A 20088-nucleotide genomic window follows, 5' to 3' on the forward strand; every position below is an offset into this window, starting at 1 on the left:
TCTCACCGACAGGACGAGACGGCCACCCGTGTCTGTGACATGGGCGGGTGATCCGCGCGCACGGGTCGCGTGCGTCAGGACGGGGCGAGCACGCAGAACTCGTGGCCCTCCGGGTCCGCCAGGCAGGTCCAGGGGACGTCGCCCTGGCCGAGATCGAGGTCGGTGGCGCCGAGCGCCCGCAGCCGGGCCACCTCGCCGTCCTTGTCGTCACCGGGGCGGGGCAGCAGGTCGAGATGGACGCGGTCCGGGACGGTCTTCGCGTCGGGTGTGCGCAGGAACTCGAGGTACGGGCCGGTGCCCTCGGCCGACCGCCAGACCGCGCGGTCGTCGGCCACCTCGTGCGGGGTCCGGTCCAGCGCCTCGCCCCAGAAGCGGGCCATGGCCCGGGGGTCGGCGCAGTCGACCACGATCGCGGCGATCGGGCCGGTGTCGCGGTAGACGTCCCGGGGCTCCAGCACGCAGAACTCGTTGCCCTCGACGTCGGCGAGGACCGTCCACGGCACGCTGCCCTGGCCCACGTCGACGGGCGTCGCCCCCAGGTCCCGCACCCGCTCCACCAGTTCCGCCCGGTGGGCCTCGGAGGTGGTGGCGAGGTCGAGGTGCAGGCGGTTCTTCGTCGTCGTCCCGGGGTCGGGGACGGGAACGACGTCGATGCCGACGAAGACCGGGTCCGGCCAGATCAGGCCGCCCGCGGGTCCGACGTAGGTGGTCACGCCGGGGTGGTACGCGCTCCAGCCGAGCGCCTGCGCCCAGAACCGGCCGACCGCCACGGAATCGAGTGCCTTGATGTTCACCTGAACAGGTCGCACTGCCATGCCGGTGATCCTATGCACCCACCGCGGGAGTTCAGACCGCTCCGGGGCCCACGCCGCCCTTGAGGCGTTCCAGGTCGGACGGGCGGACCTGGATGGCGAGGACGGCGACCAGGGCGGCGACGACGGTGAAGATCGCCGCCGTGACGAAGGCGGCGGAGATGCCGGCCGTGAGGACCTCGTCGGACCAGGGGCTCGGCAGTTTGCCGGTCTGCCGGAAGCGCAGGCGCTCGGCGGGGGTTGCCTGCGCCAGGAAGGCGGTGACCTGTTTGCGGGCCTCGTTGGTGCTGGCCGTGCCGAACATGGTGACCAGGATGGACAGGCCGAGCGAACCGCCCACCTGCTGCATGGCGTTGAGGAGCCCGGAGGCCGCGCCGGTCTCCCGGGCGGAGACGTCGGAGAGCGCCATGAGGGTGAGCGAGACGAACTCCATGCCCATGCCGAGGCCGAAGACGCAGATCGGGCCGAGGATGCTGCCGGCGTAGGTCGAGTCGACGTCGGTCAGGGTGAGCCAGGCCAGACCGGCCGCCGCGAGCACGGCCCCCACCACCATGAAGGGCTTGGGGCCGAACCTGGGCAGGAACCGGGAGGCGAGCGCCGCGCCGACCGCGATCACCGCGCTGACCGGCAGGAAGGCGAGCCCGGCCTGCAACGGGCTGAAACCGAGCACGTCCTGGACGAAGAGCGTCAGGAAGAAGAACATGCCGAAGATCGCGGCGGCGAGGCTCAGCATGATGCCGTAGGTGCCCGCGCGGTTGCGGTCGGCGAACATGTGCAGCGGGGTGATCGGCTGGTCGGAGCGCCGCTCGATCAGGACGAAGGCGGCGAGGACGACCACGGCGGCACCGAACGAGGCCAGCGTGAACGCGTCCCGCCAGCCCTCCTGCGCGGCCCTGATGAACCCGTACACCAGCAGCACCATGCCCACCGTGGAGGTCAGCGCGCCGGCGATGTCGAAGTGGCCCGGATGGCGTTCGGACTCCCTGATCCAGCGGGGTGCGGCGAGGGCGATCAGCACCCCGATGGGCACGTTGACGAAGAGCACCCACCGCCAGTTGAGCCACTCGACGATCATCCCGCCGGCGAGCAGCCCGATCGCGCCGCCGCCGGAGGAGACCGCGGCGAAGACGCCGAAGGCGCGGTTGCGCTCCGGCCCCTCGCGGAACGTCGTGCTGATCAGGGCGAGGGAGGTCGGGGAGGCGATGGCCCCGCCGACGCCCTGCAGGGCGCGGGCGGCGAGGAGTTCACCGGAGCTCTGGGCGAGTCCGCCGAGCAGGGAGGCGAGCGCGAACAGCAGCACCCCGAAGACGAACATCCTGCGTCTGCCGAGGATGTCGCCGGTGCGCCCGCCGAGCAGCAGCAGCCCGCCGAAGGTGAGCGTGTAGGCGTTGACCACCCAGGACAGGCTGGTGGTGGAGAAGTTCAGGGCGCTCTGGATGTGCGGCAGCGCGATGTTCACGATGGTGATGTCGAGCACCACCATGAGCTGGCAGGACGCGATGACCAGCAGCGCCATGCCGTGTCCCCCGCCGCCCGGTTCCCGGGTGGTGGCCTGTGCTGCGGAGGTCGGCTGCGGGCTGCTGCTCATGGTGCGCTGGCTCTCGGTGAACGACGGCGTTCAGTGTCCGACCGTACGCCCCCGCCGTACGCCTCACCACTCGGTGCGTGCCGGCCCTCAGTCCCGTGTCTTGTGGGTCATGGCGAACTCGTCGGCCTCGGGGAGGTCGAAGTCGCCGTGGTCGCTGCCGAGCCCCTGGGCGACGAGCGCCGCCGCGGCACTGCCGAGGACGGCGGCCTCACGCGGGGTGCGGCCCAGGCCGATGCCGCGCAGGAACCCGGCCGAGAACGCGTCGCCGCAGCCGGTGGTGTCGACGACGTCCACCTCGAAGGCGGGGACCGATTCGGTGCCGTCGGCGGTGACCAGGAGCGCGCCGTCGCCGCCGCGCGTGACGGCGACGAGCCCCGCCCCGGCGGCCAGGAACTTCTTCGCGCCGGTGACCAGGTCCTCCTCCTCGCTGAAGCCGAGGACCTGGTCGTCGTTGGGGAGCAGGTAGTCGACGTACGGCAGGAGGGGCTCGATCTGGTCGTAGGTGCCCAGTTCGCCGGGGGCCAGCAGGTCGACGGAGGTGACCACGCCGTGTTCCCGCGCGAAGTGCAGGATGCGCGCCGCCACGTCGGCGCCGATCAGCTCCGGGCCGCCGAGGTGGAGATGGCCGGCCTCGGCGACCGCGTCCCAGGGGACGTCGTCGAGGCCGTAGGTGACGTTGGCGCCGAGCAGGTGGAGGGAGGGCCGGTCGCCGTTGGGCCGGATCGGCAGGACGGTGGCGGAGGTGGAGGTGTCGATACGGCGGACCAGCAACTCAGTGTCGATGCCCGCCCTGTTCAGCAGCTGGACGAGCATGTCGCCGGTCGGGTCGGTGCCGATCGCCCCGGTGGTGCGGACCTCGGCGCCGAGCTTGGCGAGGGTGAGCGCGGTGCCGGCGGCCGTACCGGCGGCGGTCATGCGGATGTCGTCGACGACGGTGGCGCCCTGGCCCTCGGGTATCTCCTCCACGGGCCGCACCAGTACGTCCAGCACGTGCACGCCCATCGTGACGACCTGCTGTGCCTTCATCGGGTTCCCTCCTGCGCGGGTGGTACGGGATGGGTGGTGCCGTAGTCGCGGGCGATCGCGGCCTCGATGACGGCGAGTTGCCGCTTCTCGTCGAGTACGCGCGGGGTGCCGAGCGCGGCGGCGCGCTGGTAGACACCGCACGCCCACTCCAGCAGCAGGGCGTGCTCGACGGCCTTGTCGAGGGTGGCCGCGTGCGTGAGCGCGCCGTGGTTGGCCATGAGGGCGGCGCTGCGGCCCTCCAGCGCGGCGAGGACCGACTCGGCGAGTTCCGGGGTGCCGAAGGTGGCGTACGGTGCGACCCGTACGGTGCCGCCCAGGGCAAGCAACTGGTAGTGCACACAGGGCAGTTCGTCGAGGACGAGGGAGAGCGCGGTGGCCATGGGCGCATGGGTGTGGACGACCGCGCCGGTGCCGTAGCGCCGGTAGACGCCGAGATGGAGGTCCAGTTCGGAGGTCGGCCGGAGGGTGCCCGCCACGACCTGCCCGTCGAGATCGACCACGGTGACCTGGTCCGGGGTGAGTTCGGCGAGGACGGCTCCGGTCGCGGTGATGGCGACCCGGTCCTCCAGGCGCGCGCTGACGTTCCCGGCCGTGCCGATGAGCAGCCCCTCGGCACCCAGGCGGCGGCAGGCGTCCGCCACGGCGCTCCGCTCCGGCCCCAGTGCCGAGCTTGAGTCGGTCATGGGCGCGACCGTAACCTAAACATGAAACAAAGTCACGTTCAGGTTCGGAGGTCGTTCCGTGAGTGAGCCCACCACGCGTCCGGGCGGGGCCGCTCCCCTGCGGCGCACCCCTCAACAGGCGCGCAGCAGGGCCCGGTTGGCGCGCGTGCTGGAGACGGCGGAGCAGATCCTGATCAGGGACGGGGTGGAGGCCCTGACGACGACCCGGGTCGCGGCGGCGGCGCGGGTGTCGGTCGGCTCGCTGTACCAGTACCTGCCCGACCGGGACGCGATCATCGACGCGCTCGCGGCCGGGTACTTCGCCAAGCTGGAGGCCGCGATGGACGCTCTCGTCGAGGCCGCGGCGGCCGAGCGCTGGGAGGACCCGGTCGGCGTCCTCCTCGACGCCTTCGCCGGGATCTACCGCAGCGAACACGGCTTCAGGGCGCTGTGGTTCGGCAGTGGTCTGACCGAGCGGACCCGGGCCGCCGACCGTGACCACAAACGCCGGATCGCCGACGGGATCCGGCGTGTCCTGCTGACCCTCGGTCTCGCCCGGGACGACGAGGCCCTGGCCCGTGCCTGCCATTCCGCGGTCCTGGCGGCCGACGCGCTCGCCCAGGAGGCCTTCCGCCGCGAGCCGCTCGGGGACGCGGCACTGCTGGATGAGGCCAAGGTGATGCTGCGCGGTTACCTCGCCGCGGTCACGGCCCGCTATCGCGCTTAGCGCGCCCCGGCCTGCGCTCCGGACGGCCCGAAAGATCACGTAAAGTCGGGGTGGGGCGTGGGAGAGGAAGGCAAGGGGGGCGGGCCGGTGGTGCTCGAGCCTGTGGAGTTCTCGGTCCTGGGGCCGGTCCGGGTGCTGCGGTCGGGGTCGGAGGTCGTCCTCGGCGGCCCGCAGGAGCGGGCGCTGCTGGCATTGCTGCTGGTGCGGGCCGGGCAGCCGGTGCCGGTGAGCGAGATCGTCGAGGTGCTGTGGGGCCCGCGTGCGCCGCACAGCGCCGTCAACGTGGTCCGCCGCCATGTCGGTGCGCTGCGCCGCCTCGTGGAGCCGGGACTGCCCGCCCGGGCGGCCGGACGCTGGCTGGCGCGGGACGCGGGCGGGTACCGATGGGCGGCCGACGACGGCGCGCTGGACCTGCTGCGGTTCCGGCGGCTGCGGGAGGAGGCCGGGCGTGCCGCCCCCTCGCGGGCCGTCGGACTCCTCACGGCGGCGCTGGACCTGTGGCGCGGCCCGGTGGCGGGCGGCCTCTCCCCGGAGGTGAGGGAACGGGCCGGTTTCGACGCCGTCGACCGGGAACGCCTGGCGGCGCTGCGGGAGGCCGCGGACGCCGCGCTCGACGCGGGCGTCCCGGACGCCGTACTGGCCCGGCTCCGCGAGGCCGCGGCCGCCCATCCGCTGGACGAGCCGCTGTCGGCCCGGCTGATCCACGTGCTCGCGGCCGAGGGGCGCCGCTCCGAGGCCCTCGACGTGTACCGCGCGGTGTGTGCCCGGCTCGCCGACGAACTCGGCATCGACCCCGGCGCCGAACTGCGCGACGCCCACCGCGCCGTCCTGCTCGATCCCGTGCCCGTGTCGCCGGTGCCCGCCCAACTTCCGCACGACCTGCCGATGTTCACCGGCCGCGAGGAGGAACTGGCCGAGGTGCTCGCCCCCTTGGAGAACGTCTCCGGGACGCTGCTCATCACCGCCGTCGACGGCATGGCCGGCATCGGCAAGACCACCCTCGCCGTGCACTGGGCGCACCGGATCGCCGGCCGCTTCCCCGACGGGCAGCTCTACGTCGACCTGCGGGGCTTCGATCCGTCCGGCACGGCGATGAGCGCGGGCGAGGCGGTACGGCTGTTCCTGGACGCCCTCGGCGTACCCCCCGAGCAGGTGCCGCACGAGACGCAGGCGCAGGCGGCCCTGTACCGCAGCCTGCTGTCCGGGCGGCGGCTGCTCGTCCTGCTGGACAACGCGCGCGACACCGATCAGATACGGCCCCTGCTGCCGGGCACGCCCGGCTGCCTGGCCATCGTCACCAGCCGCCGCCGGCTGCCCACCCTGGTCGCCGCGCACGGAGCGCACACCCTGACCCTGCGCCCGCTGGACGCCGACCGCGCCAGGGCGTTCCTGGCCCGCCGGCTGGGCGCCGCACGGCTCGTCGGCGAGGAGCGGGCGGTGGGTGAGATCACCGAGCTGTGCGCCGGTCTGCCGCTCGCCCTGGCCTGCGTCGCCGCCCGCGCCGCGGCCCATCCGCACTTCCCGCTGTCCGCCGTGGCGGCCGAGCTGCGGGCCGCGCACGGCAGCCTCGACGCGTTCAGCCGGACCGACACCGCCGCGAACGTCGGCGCGGTGTTCTCCTGGTCGCTGGCCGCCGTGTCGCCCGGCGCGGCCCGCCTGTTCCGGCTGCTCGGCCTGCATCCCGGGCCGGACGTCTCCGTACCGGCCGCCGCGGCCCTGGCGGGGCTCCCGGCGCGGGAGACCCGTCGGCTGCTGGACGAGCTGGCCGGCGTGCATCTCGCGAGCGAGCACGCGCCCGGCCGGTACGCGCTGCACGACCTGCTGCGCGCCCATGCGGCCGAACTCACGGAAGCCGAGACACCGTTGGAGGAGCGCGAGGCGGCCGTGGACCGGCTGTACGCGTACGTCCTGCACACCGCGCATGCCGCCGACCGCATCCTCGCCCCGCACGCCGACCCCCTGCCGCCGGGGCCGCCGCCGGCCGGGGTCACCGCCGAGCCCCTGGCCGGCGACCGGGAGGCGCTGGCCTGGCTGACCGCCGAGTACCCCGTCCTGCTCGCCGTGCTCGACGCGGCCGCCCGCTCGGGTCGCGACCGCGTCGTGTGCCTGCTGGCCTGGTCCCTGGAACCGTTCTTCGACCGGCGGGGCCACTGGCACGACGGCATGGCCGCCCAGCGCACCGCGCTCGCCTCGGCCGCCCGGCTGTCCGAGCCCGGCTGGGAGGCACGCGGCCTGCTCGGGCTGGCCCGCGCCGAGGGGCGGCTCGGCCTGCACGACCGGTCCCTGCCCCGGCTGCGCCGCGCCCTGGAGCTGTTCACCGGGCTGGACGACGGCATCGGGCAGGCCGAGACCCACCGCAGTCTCGGCTGGGAGTGCGAGCAACAGGGCGATCTGCGGGGTGCCCTGACACACAATCAGCGGGCGCTGGAGCTGTTCCGCGCCCAGGACCGGCCCGCCGCACGGGCCAGCGTCCTCAACTCCGTGGGCTGGTACCACGCGCTGCTCGGCGAGTACCGGCAGGCCCTGTCCCACTGCTTCGAGGCACTGGCCCTGCTCCAGGACCTGGGCGACCGCTACGGCCAGGCATCCACCTGGGACAGCATCGCCTACGCCCAGCACGGCCTGGGCCGCCATCCGCACGCCCTGCTCGGCTACCACAACGCCCTCACGCTGTACCGGGAACTGGGGGTGCCCTACCTGGAGGCGAGCACCCTGGTCCGGATCGGCGACACCCACCTGGCGACCGGCGCCCCGGACGAGGCGGACAATGCCTGGCGCGAGGCCCTCGCGCTCTTCACCGGCCTCGGTCATCCGGACGCCGAAGAGGTCCGTGCGCGGCTGTCCGGCGACGCCGGCCGACGCGATCTCGCCTGAGGGAGGCCGACGAGTCATGGAGGGCACGGAGCCGGCACGGTTCGAGGTGCTCGGGCCGCTCCGGGTGCTGCTGGGGCCGGCGGAGCCCGACCTCGGCTTCCCCCAACAGCGCGCCCTGCTGGCCCTGTTGCTGGTGCGGGCCGGCCGCCCGGTGCCGGCGGACGAGATCGTCGACGTGCTGTGGCCCGGCCGCCCGCCCGCCAGCGCCCTCAACGTGGTGCGCCGGTACATGGGTTCGCTGCGCCGGCTGCTGGAACCCGGTCTGCCGCCCCGGGCGGGGGGCCGCCGGATCGTGCGCGGCTCCGACGGCTGCCTGCTGGCCGCCGACGACGACGAGGTCGACCTGCTGCGGTTCCGCGGCCTGGCCCGGCGGGCCAAGCGGGCGGCCGCGACCGGACGACCCGAGGTGGCCCTGCGGCACTTCCTCGGCGCCCTGGCCGAGTGGCGGGGCCCGGTGGCCGCCGGGATTCCGCCGGCCGTCCGGGAACACACCGTGTTCACCGAGGTGGAGCGCGAGCTGGTCCGTACGACGGTGATGGCCGCCGACGCGGCGCTGCTGTGCGGCCGCACCCGAGAGGTGCTGCCGCAGCTGCGCCGCGCACTCGTGCTCGACCCGCTCAGCGAGTCCCTGCACGCCCGGCTGGTCCTGTCGCTGGCCGCAGCCGGTCGGCAGGCCGAGGCGCTGGCGGCCCACGAGTCGGTGCGCCTGACGCTGGCCCGGGAGCTGGGCGTCACACCCGGCGCCGAACTGTCCGCCGCGCACACACGGGTGCTCCGCCAGGACGTACGCCCGGCGGAGGCCGCACCCCGTCACGACACGTCACGCGGAACGCCCGTACGGCCCTCGCAACTGCCGCCCGACCTGCCGCGGTTCACCGGACGGCACGCGGAACTGCGCGGTCTGCGGACGCTCGTGGGCAGCGACGGCGCACCGCCCGCCGTCCTCCTCACGGGAACGGCCGGTGTGGGGAAGACCGCCCTCGCCGTCCACTGGGCGCACGAAGTCGCCGAACGGTATCCCGATGGGCAACTCCACGTGGATCTGCGGGGGTTCGACCCACGCGCCGACCCCCTGCCCCCGGCGGAGGCCCTGCGGGGCATGCTCGGCGCGCTGGGTGTGTCCGGGCGGCGCCTGCCCAGCGGCCTGGACGGCCTGGCGGGGCTGTACCGGAGCACGCTGTCGGGGCGGCGGACGCTCGTCCTGCTCGACGACGCCTTCGACACCGAGCAGGTGCGGCCGCTGCTGCCCGCCTCGCCCGGTTGTCTGACGCTGGTCACCAGCCGGCGAGGGTTGTCCGGCCTGGTCACCGCGGGCGCCCGGCCGCTGTGGGTGGACCTGCCGTCCGCCGCCGACGCCCTGGAACTGCTCGCAGCGCATGTCGGCCGGGACCGCCTGGCGGCCGAGCCCGCGGCGGCCGACGAGATCCTCCGCCGCTGCGGGCGGCTGCCGCTGGCCCTGGCCGCCGTGGCGGCCCACCTCACCGACCGCCCCGAACTCCCCCTCGCTGCCCTCGTCGGCGAACTCCGCCGGTCACGGGGCTCGTTCGACGCCCTGGCCGGTGTGCGCGCCGCGTTCGCCGCGTCCGGGCGGCACCTGTCGGCCGACGCGGCCCGGATGCTGCGCCTGCTCGCCCGCCACCCCGATGCGGAGCCCACCGCGGAGGCCGCCGGTGAGCTCGCAGGACTGCCCGTCCGCCGGGCCCGGGCGCTCCTCGACGAACTCGCGGACGTCCACCTCGTCTCCGAGACCGCTCCCGGCCGCTTCGCCGGGCACCCCCTGCTCCACCCGTTCGCCGTCGAGGCGGCCGGGGCGCAGGACGCATGACCGCAGGCCGGAGAGCCGCCCTCACTTCTCTGTCACTTTTTTTGCACACGCCGTCCTTAGGCTCCGAGCAGTGAATGGTTCTGTTCGGTCGTGTTCGGAGGCGGCGACGGATGACATCTGACATCGACACGGTGTGCCGGATGCCCCTGGCTCTCGACATCCTCGTCCCCGGCCCCGGGCCCGCGCGGCTGCCCGCGGACCGGCATCCCGGCCCCCGGGCCCTCCGTCTCGTCGCCGGGAGCCCCGGCGAGTACCTCTTCGTCGGGCTTCGGGCCGGTACCGGCGCCGTGGAACAGGGCGGCCCCGTCCGGCTCGACCCCGGGGACATCTGCTTCTACGACGTCGACCACCCGCCGTTGCTGGACGCTCCCGCGTCCGCCCGGCTGAAGGTGTTCCGGGTGCCGCGCGAGGCGCTCGGGCTGAACGGCCGTGCGCTGCGGCGGGTGCTCCCGACGCCCGTCGGCCGGTCCTCGCGTCTGGGCCGCCTGGTGTCGCCGTTCCTGTCCGAACTCGCCGACACCGTCCTGTCCTCCCCCGCCGCGACCGGCGAGATGCTCGCCTGGAACGCCGTCAACCTGCTCGCCACGGTCGCGGCCGAGCAGGCGGGCGAGGACGGCACCGACGTACCGGGGGACGAGCGATCACCCTTGCTGTCCCGGCTGCTGGGGTTCGTCGACGAGCACCTGGCCGATCCGGACCTCTCCCCCGAGGTGATCGCCACCGCCCATCACATCTCGGTGCGCTACCTGCACAAACTGTTCCAGCAGGAGCTGGGGACGACCGTCGGCCGGTGGATCCAGCGCCGCCGCCTGGAGGAGTGCCGGCGTGACCTGCTGCACCGCGTGCGCGGCCGCCGCACCATCGCCGCGGTCGCCGGCCGCTGGGGTTTCCTCAGTGCCCCGCACTTCAGCCGCGTCTTCCGCGCCGCGTACGGCATGTCGCCCAGTCAGTGGCGGGATTCGGCGGGCGTCGGCTCCGGCTCGTAGGACGGCCGTGCGCTGAGGGACCAGCGGCCGTGCGCCCGCAGGCAACCCGTCCCGCCCCGGCGGACCTAGCGTGCCGGTCGAAGCACCGCGAGACCTCAGGAGAGACGCATGTCCGAGACCGCCCCGGAGCCGGTGAAGCCGGTTCTGGAACCCGCCGCGCAGGCCTTCGTCGAGGCCACCGCCAACCCGCCCTACCTGTTCGACCTGCCGCCCGCCGAGGGCCGCAAGGCGGTCGACGAGGTGCAGTCCGGCGAGATCGGCAAGCCGGCCGTCGACGAGGAGTGGATCACCGTCTCCGGCGGCCCGACGGGCAGCGTCCGGGCGCGTGTCGTCCGCCCGGCCGGCGCCACCGGCACCCTTCCGGTGATCCTCTACATCCACGGCGCGGGCTGGGTGTTCGGCAACGCCCACACCCACGACCGCCTGGTCCGCGAACTCGCCGTCGGCGCCAACGCCGCCGTGGTCTTCCCCGAGTACGACCTCTCGCCCGAGGCCCGCTACCCCGTCGCCATCGAGCAGAACTACGCCGTCGCCCGCTGGATCGTGCGGGAGGGCGCGTCCAAGGCCCTCGACGCGGGCCGGATCGCGGTGGCCGGTGACTCGGTCGGCGGCAACATGACCGCCGCACTGACCTTGATGGCCAAGGAGCGCGGTGACGTACCCCTGGTGCAGCAGGTGCTGTTCTACCCGGTGACCGACGCGAGCTTCGACACCGCCTCCTACCACCAGTTCGCCACCGGCTACTTCCTGCGCCGCGACGGCATGCGGTGGTTCTGGGACCAGTACACGACCGACGAGGCCGAGCGGGCGCAGATCACCGCCTCCCCGCTGCGCGCCTCCACCGAGCAGCTGACCGGACTGCCCCCGGCCCTGGTCATCACCGGCGAGGCCGACGTGCTGCGCGACGAGGGCGAGGCCTACGCCAACAAGCTCCGCACCGCCGGCGTCCCCGTCACCGCCGTGCGCTACCAGGGCATCATCCACGACTTCGTCATGCTCAACGCCCTGCGCGAGACCCACGCCGCCGAAGCCGCCATCAACCAGGCCGTCGCCACCCTGCGCACGGCCCTCCACACCGACTGAGCCCGGAGACAGCGAACATGACCACCACACCCACCGTCCTTCTCGTGCACGGCGCCTTCGCCGACGCCGGCAGCTGGTCCGGTGTCGTCGCGGAGCTGCAGAACCACGGCATCCCCGTGATCGCGCCGCCGAACCCGCTGCGCGGGCTGGCCTCCGACGCCGCGTACATCGCGTCCGTCGCCGCGCAGATCGAGGGCCCCGTCGTCCTCGTCGGGCACTCCTACGGCGGCGCGATCATCACCGTGGCCGGTACCGTCGAGAACGTCGTCGGCCTGGTCTACATCGCGGCCTATGTCCCCGAAGAGGGCGAGAGCCTCGGCGAGCTGCAGGGGCGGTTCCCGCTCTCGCCGCTGGTGAGCAACCTCAAGCAGTGGACGTACCCGGTCGAGGGCGGGGAGGCGGCCGTCGAGGTCACCATCCAGGCCGAGGCGTTCCCCGGCATCTTCGCCGCCGACGTGCCCGCCCCGGACACCAAGGTCCTGGCGGTGTCCCAACGGCCCCTGGCCACCTCGGTGTTCGACGAGCCGGCGGCGGCCGCCGCGTGGCAGACCAAGCCGTCGTGGGCGCTCGTCGCCGGGGCGGACGAGGCGATCAACCCGGAGGTGGAGCGCTTCGGCGCGAAGCGGGCGGGCGCGACGACCGTGGAGCTGGAGGGCGCCTCGCACGCCGTCGCCGTCTCCCGGCCCAAGGAGGTCGCCGACCTGATCCGCGACGCGGTGCGCGCGACGAGCTGACGCCCACCGAGCGGTGAACCCCGCGGCGGACCGAAGCGGGCTGGACCCGGGGCGTCAGGGCTCGCGGTACAGCGTGGTGAGGAGTTCGATCGCCGCGGGGGTGGCCGGGTGCGGGTCGTCGCGCCACCAGGCGAGGCGCACGGCGACGGGCTCGGCGTCGCGGACGGGCCGGTAGACCACGCCGGGCCGCGGGTACTGGTGGGCCGTCGACTCCGCCGTCACGCCGATGCGGCGGCCGCCGGCGATCACGTTGAGCCAGTCGTCGACGTCGTGGGTCTCCTCGGTGGCCGGGCGGGCGTCGGGCGGCCACAGATCGGTGGTCGTGGTGCCGGTGCGCCGGTCGACGAGGAGCGTGCGGTCGGCGAGATCGGCGAGGCGCACCGAGCGGCGCCTGGCCAGCGGGTCGTCGGAGGACAGGGCGCACAGCCGACGTTCCAGACCGACGATGGCGCTGTCGAAGCGCCGGTCCTGCCCCAGCGGTCTGCGGACCACGGCCAGGTCGCAGACGCCCTCCGCGAGACCGGCCGTGGCGGAGTTGACGCGGATCAGGTGCAGGTCGGTCTCCGGGTGGGCGCGGGCCCAGCGCCGTTGGAAGGCGGGCGTGTGCCGGCCGAGTGCCGACCAGGCGTAGCCGACGCGCAGTTCGGCACGGTCCGAGGTCGCCGCGTGGACCAGGTCCGACACCTCGCCGAGGACCCGACGGGCGTGCCGGAGCACGCGCTGCCCGGCCACGGTCGGCGTCACCGTGCGCGCAGTCCGCCTCAGCAGGCGTACGCCCAGAGCTCGTTCGAGCGAGGCCAGGGTGCGGGACACGGCCGCCTGGGAGACGCCGAGGGCGATGGCCGCGTCGGTGAACGTGCCCTCGTCGACGATGGCCACCAGGCAGCGCAGCTGTCGTATCTCCACATCCATGACTCAAGCGTATAGATCGGCGGCAGGACGCATTTTGCGCATGGCCGCCCGGGTCTCACGATCGGGTCATGCGCCTCGCCCGCACCTCCGCACCCGCACCCGTGCCCCCGGTCCCCGCCCCGGCCGCCACGGCCGCGCGACCCGCCCGGCCCCGTGCGGCCGGTGTGGTCGCGATGGTCGGCAGCGGGCTGTCCAACCAGACCGGCGCCGCGATCGGGTCCCTCGCCTTTCCCGTGCTCGGGCCCGCCGGGGTCGTGGCGGTCCGCCAGTACGTCGCCGCGATCGTGCTGCTGGCCGTGGGCCGGCCCCGGCTACGGGCGTTCGCCTGGCGGCAGTGGTGGCCCGTGCTGCTGCTGGCCGTGGTCTTCGGCACGATGAACCTGTCCCTGTACAGCGCCGTCGACCGCGTCGGCCTCGGCCTGGCGGTGACCCTGGAGTTCCTCGGCCCGCTCACCATCGCCCTGGCCGCCGCCCGGCGCAGGGCGGACGCCTGCTGCGCGGTGATCGCGGCCGTGGGTGTCATCACGCTGATGCGGCCGCGACCCTCCGCGGACTACGTCGGCATGGGCCTGGGGCTGCTGGCCGCCGCCTGCTGGGCCTCGTACATCCTGCTCAACCGCACCGTGGGCCGACGGCTCCCCGGCGCCCAGGGCTCGGCCGCCGCGGCCGGTGTCTCGGCCCTGCTGTTCCTGCCGGTCGGCGTGGCCGTCGTGCTCCGGCATCCGCCGACCGCCACCGCGCTGGCCTGCGCCGTCGCGGCCGGCGTGCTCTCCTCCGCGGTGCCCTACCTCGCCGACCTGTTCACCCTGCGCCGGGTCCCCGCACCCGCGTTCGGCCTGTTCATGAGCGTCAACCCGGTCCTCGCGGCGGCCGTGGGCCGGGTCGGGCTCGGCCAGCGCCTGGGCTGGGCCGAGTGGGCGGGCATCGGCGCGGTCGTCGCCGCCAACGCCCTGAGCATCCTCGGCGCGGGGCGTCCACGGGCCCGCCGGGTCAGGGTCCGGTGAGGACGACGAGTTGCCGGGTTGCCCGGGTCATCGCCACGTAGCGGTCGACCGCTCCTTCGATGCCGTCGCCGAAGTTCTGCGGGTCGACGAGGACGACCAGGTCGAACTCCAGGCCCTTGGACAGCTCCGGGCTCAGGGACCGTACGCGCGCCGTCGCCCGGAAGGCGGGGTGGCCGATGACGCAGGCGATGCCTTCGGCGTGCGCGGCGAGCCAGGCGTCGAGGACGGAGTCCAGGTCGGCGAGGCTGCCGTGGCCGACCGGGATGCCGGCGCTGCGGATGGAGGTCGGCACGTTGGCGTCGGGGAGCGCCGCCCGGATGACCGGCTCGGCCTCGGCCATCACCTCCCGCGGGGTGCGGTAGTTGACGGTCAGCGACGCCAGTTCCATCCGGTCGAGCCCGATCCGCTCCAGGCGTTCTTGCCACGACTCGGCGAAGCCGTGCCGGGCCTGGGCACGGTCCCCGACGATGGTGAAGCTGCGGGAGGGACAGCGCAGCAGCAGCATCTGCCACTCGGCGTCGGTCAGCTCCTGGGCCTCGTCGACGACGATGTGCGCGAACGGACCGGCGAGGAGGTCCGGTTCGGCCGCGGAGAGTTCGCCCTCGTCGACAAGGCTGACCCGGGCGTCCTCGCCGCGCAGCATCCGCACCAGGCCCTCACCGTCGTCGCCGTCGGCCCCGGAGTGCGCCACGGCCTCGATCAGGTTGTCGACGACCCGCTCCATGCGCTCGCGCTGGGCGGCCAGGATCGCCTCGTCCCGGCGCCTGCGGCGTGCCGTCTCCGGGTCGCCCAGCCGCTGCCGGGCCGCGTCCAGGAACGGCAGGTCGGACACCGTCCAGGCCTGGGGGGACTCCGGCCGCTGCAGCCTGCGGACGTCCTCGGGGCCCAGCCAGGGGGCGCACCGGCGCAGGTAGGCGGGGACCGACCAGAGGTCCGCGACGAGGTCCGCCGCCTCGATCAGCGGCCAGGAGCGGTCGAACGCGGCGCGCAGCTCCCGGTTCTGCCGCAGCGAACGGTGCAGCAGGTCGGGCGGGACCTCCTCGCCGTCGTGCTTGTCCGCCAGGATCGTCAGCAGTTCCTGCCAGACCTGCTCGCGGGCCTCGTTGTGCGGGGTGCCGGGCTCCGCCGCCTCGAAGGCCTCGGCCCAGTCCCCGGGGCTCAGCCACACGTCGGACCAGTGGGTCTCGACGGTCATCCCCCGGGTGGGCGGCTCCTCGTAGAACCGGACGGCCGCCTCGACCGCCGTCACCAGCTCCGCGGACGCCTTCAGACGGGCCACCTCGGCGTCGTCCTCCTCCCGCGCCGCCGCGCCCTCTTCGACGAGGTCCCGCAGGACGCAGGTCTGCACGCCCTCCTCGCCGAGGCTGGGCAGGACATCGGAGACGTAGGCCAGGTAGGGCCGGTGGGGGCCGACGAACAGGACGCCGCCCTTGCGGTGGGCGAGGCGCGGGTCGGAGTGGAGCAGGTAGGCGGAGCGGTGCAGGGCGACGACGGTCTTGCCCGTGCCGGGCCCGCCGTCCACGACGAGGGCACCCCGGGAGCCCGCCCGGATGATGGCGTCCTGGTCGGCCTGGATGGTGCCGAGCACGTCCCTCATCCGTTCCGACCGGTTGGTGCCCAGGCTGGCGATGAAGGCGGACTGGTCGTCGAGCGCGGCGTGCCCCGCGAAGGCGTCGGGGGTGAACACCTCGTCCCAGTAGTCGCTGATCCGGCCGTCGGTCCAGCGATACCGGCGGCGGCTGGCGAGGCCCATCGGCCGCGCGTGGGTGGCACCGAAGAACGGTTCGGCCGCGGGCGAGCGCCAGTCCACCAGCAGCCGGCGCCCGATGCTGTCGGTGAGGCCGAGGCGCCCGATGTAGAGGGGTTCGGTGCCGTCCGCGCCGACCATGCGGCCGAGGCACAGGTCGAGTCCGAAGCGGCGCAGGGCGCGCAGCCGGCCGGTCAGCCGGTGGATCTCGGCGTCCCGGTCCATCGCGTGCCTGCCCAGGCCGCCGGGCGCCCGGCGTTCGGCGTCGAGGCGGCCGGACAGTTCGGCGATGGTCTCGTCGAGGCACGCGGCGATCGCCGCGAAATGCCGCTCGTCGTCGGCGATCAGCGCCGGGTCGGCTTTCGCGGCCAGCCGGCCGGGCAGAGCGAACGCGCTGGTGGTCGCGGGTTTCACGGAAAGGACTCCGATCTTGCGGTTACGGCGGGGGTGGTGCGGTGGGCGGCGGTGTGCGGGGCTGGAGCGCGCAATGACGCGGGCGCCTGGGGTTGTCGAATCGCCGGTGTGTGAGACCCGCAATGCCGTCTGAGGGGGGTCGTCCTTCGAGGGCCGTGGCGGGCGCCTCGGTCGCTGGGATGTGATGGATACGTGGCCGGTGCCGACCCTCGCGCGGGACCTGGCGCGCCGCCTGAGGCGGGCCCGCCGGGAGCTGTGCTGTGTCTCTGGGAGTCGCCTCCGGCCCGGTCGCCGGGACGCGCGGTCCGGCGGCGGTCGGCTTGCGGGAGGCGGGGGGGCCGTCCGTGGCGGGCCCTGGGGCGCCGTCCGGGGGCGGTTGTCGGGCCGGGTCCCGGGCCGGCCGACATGGGGTGTCCGGTTCAGCCGAAGGTGTCGGTCAGCAGCTTCGCGGCGACGTCCGCTCCATCGGCGCGGACCGTGCCGGCCACGGCGGCCGCCCGTGCGCGGACCTCAGGGGTCAGGGCCGCCTTGAGCGCGACCGAGAGGGACTCGGCGGCCGGAACCGGACCGTCGTGCGCCACGCCGATGCCCAGTTCGGCGACCCGGGACGCCCAGTAGGGCTGATCCGCCAGCTGCGGCACGACCACCTGCGGCACGCCGGCCCGGGCGGCGGTCGTCGTGGTCCCGGCGCCGCCGTGGTGCACGACCGCGGCGACCCGCCCGAACAGCGCCCGCTGGTTGACCTCGCCGACGGCGAAGCAGTCGGCGAGGTCGTCGATCGGGGCCAGGTCGGCCCAGCCACGGGCGACGACCGCGCGCCGCCCCTGCGCGCGCACCGCCTCGACGACCGCCTCGGCGGCGTCCGGCGACGCGTGCAGCGGCATGCTGCCGAAACCCACGTACACCGGTGGCTCACCGGCATCCAGGAAGGCCGACAGGTCGGCCGGGAGGGGCCGTTCGTCGGGCAGGAGCCACGCACCGGTCTGTACGACGTCGAGGTCCGGCTCCCCCTGCCACGGGTCCAGGACCGGGTCGGTGGCCAGCCACGGCCGGTCGCCGACGACATGGTCGCGGACGTGGTCCACCGGGGGCAGGCCGAGCGTCGCGCGGTTGGTGTTCAGTGCCTCGCCGAACAACGCGTCGACGTTCCGCGCGTCGAGGTCCCACAGAACCCGGTTGTCGGTCACCTCCGGTGGCAGGGGCCGTCCCGGGTACGCGATCGGCGGCCGGACCGGCGACGGCAGGGTGACCTGCTGGAAGGTCACGGACACCGAAGGGATGCCGAGCTTCTCGGCGACCGACCGGGCACCGGCCGCGGCCGGCGTCATCCCGGTCGCCACCAGCACGTCGGCTCCCTCGGCCACCGAGGGCAGCACCTCGAACTGCCCGGCGATCAGCGCGGCGGCGCGCTGGGGCAGGCCCTCCGGCGAGCGCGGCGCCGTCCTGGTCAGGACGCGCGCCGACGGGCCGAACGGCACCATCGGCACGCCGACACCTGCCGTCAGCCGCGCGAACTCCTCGTCCGCGGGAGCGCACACCCGCACCTGCGCGCCGAGTTCCCGCAGGCGCAACGCGAGCGCCGCCATCGGCTGGACGTCCCCGCGTGATCCATACGTCGACAACACCACACGCACTAAGTGACTCCCCGTTTCCGCAGGTCCTGACCTCAGGCCGACGATTCTGCGGCACGACGGGGGCCTTGCCGCAAGCCCCCCGGTGCGCTATATGTTGAGAGTGGCAAGGAGTGGGTGAACTCCTTGCCTTCGTCGTTTCTAGGACCGCACGTCCATCCGCTGTGTGCCGATGACCGACAGCAGGCGCAGCGCCTCCGCGGACGGTGTGCCGGGCGTCGCGGTGTAGATGACGACGTGCTGGTCGCGGTCGGTGATGTCCAGGACGTCGCAGTTCACGGTGACGGGGCCGACCAGCGGGTGGTCGAAGGTCTTGCACAGCGTGGGCACGGCGGTGACGTCGTGGGTGGCCCACAGGCGGGCGAACTCCTCGCTGCCCGCGAGGAGTTCACCGACGAGCGCGGTCACCTCGGGGTCGTCCGGATAGCGGGCGGCGGTGGCGCGCAACTGCTGGACAGCGGAACGGCCGAACTCCTCGGCGTCCGAGACTCCGTAGAGCCGCCGTCGGCCCGGCGGGCGCGGTCCGAGGAAGGCGCGGCGCACGAGGTTGCGGTCGCGGCGGGGCAGCGCGGAGAAGTCCTCCATCAGGGCGGCGGCGAGGTCGTTCCAGGCGAGGACGTCGTAGGCGGCGGAGAGCACGAGGACCGCGGCGTGCGGCAGCCGGTGCAGCAGGTCGGCGATGCTCTGCCGGACCTCGCGCGAGGGTCCCGGCAGCGGTCCCCGCGGGGTGCCCGCGAGGGCGTGGAGGTGGTCGCGTTCGGCGTCCGACAGGCGCAGGGCGCGGGCGAGTTGGGCGAGCACCTCGCGGGAGGGGTGCGGGGCGCGAGCCTGTTCCAGACGGGTGTAGTACTCGGTCGAGATGTACGCCAGCTGCGCCACCTCCTCCCGCCTGAGCCCCGGGGTGCGACGGCGCGGGCCCGGAGGGAGCCCGACGTCGGCGGGGGTGATGCGCTCGCGTCGGCCGCGCAGGAAGTCGGCCAGTTCTCGTCGGTCCACGAATCCAGTGTGCGGGGGCGCTCGTGAGCGCATCCAGGTACCGCCGGTGCCTGGATGGGAAACGGCGGCGGCCACAGGCTCGTCGGCATGAACGACACACCGAACACGACACCGACCGATACGCCGGACACGGCACCGCACGCGGCACCGCACGCGGCACCGCACACGACACCGGACGCGCCCACCGCGACCGACGGTCTGCTGGCCGGCAAGGTCGCCTTCGTCACCGGCGCCGGTCGCGGGATCGGCGCCGCCGCGGCGCGGCTGTTCGCCCGCGAGGGGGCGCGAGTGATGCTGGCGTCCCGCACGGAGGCGCAGCTGAAGGCGGTGACGGAGGAGATCCGGGCGGCCGGCGGCACCGCCGACCACGTGCGCTGCGACCTGGCCGACCCGGCGAGCGTCCGGGCCGCCGTCGACCGGACGGTGGAGGTCTACGGCCGCCTCGACGTGGCCTTCAACAACGGCGCGACGGGGCAGCCTCCGGGGCCGCTGGACGAGTTGCCGGAGGACGAGTTCGACCGCGTCGTGGCCGTGAACCTCAAGGGACCCTGGGTGGCGATGAGCGCCGAGATAGCCGCCGTCCGGGCCACCGCCGGGCGCGGGGCGATCGTCAACACCTCCAGCGTGGGCAGTCTGATGGCCAACCCGTGGCTGCCGGTATACGGCGCGGCGAAGCGGGCGCTCAACAGCCTCACCGCGTCGGCCGCGGCGACGTACGGCCCCGAGGGCATCCGCGTGAACGCCATCGCGCCGGGCACCACGCTCACCGAGATGATCGACGACTGGGAGGCCGACTCCCCCGGCATCGTCGCGCAGCTCACCGCCCAGACGCCGTTGGGCCGCGCGGCCGACCCGTCGGAGATCGCCGAGGCCGCGGCCTGGCTGCTCAGCGACCGTGCCTCGTTCGTGACGGGCGCGGTGCTGCAGGTGGACGGCGGGATACGGGCCTGAGCGGATACCGTCCCGCGACGGCACCTCTTCACCGTTCCGGGGGCGGGGCCAGGACTCCCCACGCGGTCCTGGCACCGGCCCTCGTCGGCCCCGTATGTCCGGCGCGCTGATCACAG

16 protein-coding genes are annotated in these 20088 nt (G+C 74.3%); 8 read left to right on the top strand and 8 right to left on the bottom strand.

Going from position 1 to position 20088, the window contains the following annotated elements:
- Positions 1–74: 74 nt before the first annotated feature.
- The 4 genes from LN251_RS34235 to LN251_RS34250 all read right to left on the bottom strand — a co-directional run bounded on the left by LN251_RS34235 (position 75) and on the right by LN251_RS34250 (position 4109).
- Positions 75–815 (bottom strand): VOC family protein, encoded by a 741-nt coding sequence (locus LN251_RS34235; RefSeq protein WP_458248020.1) that lies wholly within the window; start codon positions 813–815, stop codon positions 75–77.
- Between the two features lie 31 nt (positions 816–846).
- Positions 847–2400, bottom strand: a complete 1554-nt coding sequence (locus tag LN251_RS34240) for an MFS transporter (protein WP_458248021.1) — start codon at positions 2398–2400, stop codon at positions 847–849.
- A gap of 87 nt (positions 2401–2487) precedes the next feature.
- A complete protein-coding gene (locus LN251_RS34245) occupies positions 2488–3426 on the bottom strand; it encodes a carbohydrate kinase family protein (RefSeq protein WP_458248022.1) in 939 nt (312 codons plus the stop codon).
- Entirely contained in the window at positions 3423–4109 is a 687-nt protein-coding gene (locus tag LN251_RS34250; RefSeq protein WP_458248023.1) for a class II aldolase/adducin family protein, read from the bottom strand. The genes LN251_RS34245 and LN251_RS34250 overlap by 4 nt, the downstream gene beginning before the upstream one ends.
- Positions 4110–4167: 58 nt before the next feature.
- Here LN251_RS34250 and LN251_RS34255 point away from each other — a divergent pair, with 58 nt between their 5' ends.
- The 6 genes from LN251_RS34255 (at position 4168) to LN251_RS34280 (ending at position 12317) form a co-directional block, all read left to right on the top strand.
- Positions 4168–4815, top strand: a complete 648-nt coding sequence (locus LN251_RS34255; protein ID WP_458248024.1) for a TetR family transcriptional regulator — start codon at positions 4168–4170, stop codon at positions 4813–4815.
- A gap of 87 nt (positions 4816–4902) precedes the next feature.
- Positions 4903–7689 carry a BTAD domain-containing putative transcriptional regulator gene (locus LN251_RS34260; protein WP_458248025.1) on the top strand — a complete coding sequence of 929 codons (2787 nt, stop codon included), beginning with the start codon at positions 4903–4905 and terminating at the stop codon, positions 7687–7689.
- 16 nt (positions 7690–7705) lie between these two features.
- Positions 7706–9514 (top strand): BTAD domain-containing putative transcriptional regulator, encoded by a 1809-nt coding sequence (locus LN251_RS34265; RefSeq protein ID WP_458248026.1) that lies wholly within the window; start codon positions 7706–7708, stop codon positions 9512–9514.
- Positions 9515–9624: 110 nt separating this feature from the next.
- Positions 9625–10500, top strand: coding sequence for a helix-turn-helix domain-containing protein (locus LN251_RS34270; RefSeq protein ID WP_458248027.1), 876 nt, complete (start codon positions 9625–9627; stop codon positions 10498–10500).
- 108 nt (positions 10501–10608) lie between these two features.
- Entirely contained in the window at positions 10609–11583 is a 975-nt protein-coding gene (locus LN251_RS34275; RefSeq protein ID WP_458248028.1) for an alpha/beta hydrolase, read from the top strand.
- Between the two features lie 17 nt (positions 11584–11600).
- The gene (locus tag LN251_RS34280; RefSeq protein ID WP_458248029.1) at positions 11601–12317 is read left to right on the top strand and encodes an alpha/beta fold hydrolase; all 717 of its coding nucleotides are present in this window, start codon (positions 11601–11603) and stop codon (positions 12315–12317) included.
- 54 nt (positions 12318–12371) lie between these two features.
- Here the strand turns inward: LN251_RS34280 and LN251_RS34285 are convergent, their stop codons facing one another.
- A complete protein-coding gene (locus tag LN251_RS34285; RefSeq protein ID WP_458248030.1) occupies positions 12372–13229 on the bottom strand; it encodes a LysR family transcriptional regulator in 858 nt (285 codons plus the stop codon).
- 68 nt (positions 13230–13297) lie between these two features.
- Here LN251_RS34285 and LN251_RS34290 point away from each other — a divergent pair, with 68 nt between their 5' ends.
- Positions 13298–14233, top strand: a complete 936-nt coding sequence (locus LN251_RS34290; RefSeq protein ID WP_458248031.1) for an EamA family transporter — start codon at positions 13298–13300, stop codon at positions 14231–14233.
- Here the strand turns inward: LN251_RS34290 and helR are convergent.
- The 3 genes from helR to LN251_RS34305 all read right to left on the bottom strand — a co-directional run bounded on the left by helR (position 14220) and on the right by LN251_RS34305 (position 19021).
- The gene (gene helR / locus LN251_RS34295; RefSeq protein ID WP_458248032.1) at positions 14220–16394 is read right to left on the bottom strand and encodes an RNA polymerase recycling motor ATPase HelR; all 2175 of its coding nucleotides are present in this window, start codon (positions 16392–16394) and stop codon (positions 14220–14222) included. The genes LN251_RS34290 and helR overlap by 14 nt on opposite strands.
- A 419-nt stretch (positions 16395–16813) precedes the next feature.
- Positions 16814–18022, bottom strand: a complete 1209-nt coding sequence (locus LN251_RS34300; RefSeq protein ID WP_458248033.1) for a glycosyltransferase — start codon at positions 18020–18022, stop codon at positions 16814–16816.
- Positions 18023–18166: 144 nt separating this feature from the next.
- Complete coding sequence (locus LN251_RS34305; RefSeq protein WP_458248034.1) at positions 18167–19021, bottom strand: helix-turn-helix transcriptional regulator; 855 nt, start codon at positions 19019–19021, stop codon at positions 18167–18169.
- Positions 19022–19075: 54 nt separating this feature from the next.
- Here LN251_RS34305 and LN251_RS34310 point away from each other — a divergent pair, with 54 nt between their 5' ends.
- Entirely contained in the window at positions 19076–19972 is an 897-nt protein-coding gene (locus LN251_RS34310; protein WP_458248035.1) for an SDR family NAD(P)-dependent oxidoreductase, read from the top strand.
- The last annotated feature ends 116 nt before the right edge of the window (positions 19973–20088 follow it).

This window comes from Streptomyces sp. MAI_2237, from assembly GCF_054189285.1.

Bases quoted from the DNA above. Each gene is read 5' to 3' on its own strand.
- LN251_RS34235 (WP_458248020.1), bottom strand. From the start codon at position 815: ATGGCAGTGCGACCTGTTCAGGTGAACATCAAGGCACTCGATTCCGTG.
- LN251_RS34240 (WP_458248021.1), bottom strand. From the start codon at position 2,400: ATGAGCAGCAGCCCGCAGCCGACCTCCGCAGCACAGGCCACCACCCGG.
- LN251_RS34245 (WP_458248022.1), bottom strand. From the start codon at position 3,426: ATGAAGGCACAGCAGGTCGTCACGATGGGCGTGCACGTGCTGGACGTA.
- LN251_RS34250 (WP_458248023.1), bottom strand. From the start codon at position 4,109: ATGACCGACTCAAGCTCGGCACTGGGGCCGGAGCGGAGCGCCGTGGCG.
- LN251_RS34265 (WP_458248026.1), top strand. From the start codon at position 7,706: ATGGAGGGCACGGAGCCGGCACGGTTCGAGGTGCTCGGGCCGCTCCGG.
- LN251_RS34270 (WP_458248027.1), top strand. From the start codon at position 9,625: ATGACATCTGACATCGACACGGTGTGCCGGATGCCCCTGGCTCTCGAC.
- LN251_RS34275 (WP_458248028.1), top strand. From the start codon at position 10,609: ATGTCCGAGACCGCCCCGGAGCCGGTGAAGCCGGTTCTGGAACCCGCC.
- LN251_RS34280 (WP_458248029.1), top strand. From the start codon at position 11,601: ATGACCACCACACCCACCGTCCTTCTCGTGCACGGCGCCTTCGCCGAC.
- LN251_RS34285 (WP_458248030.1), bottom strand. From the start codon at position 13,229: ATGGATGTGGAGATACGACAGCTGCGCTGCCTGGTGGCCATCGTCGAC.
- LN251_RS34290 (WP_458248031.1), top strand. From the start codon at position 13,298: ATGCGCCTCGCCCGCACCTCCGCACCCGCACCCGTGCCCCCGGTCCCC.
- LN251_RS34310 (WP_458248035.1), top strand. From the start codon at position 19,076: ATGGGAAACGGCGGCGGCCACAGGCTCGTCGGCATGAACGACACACCG.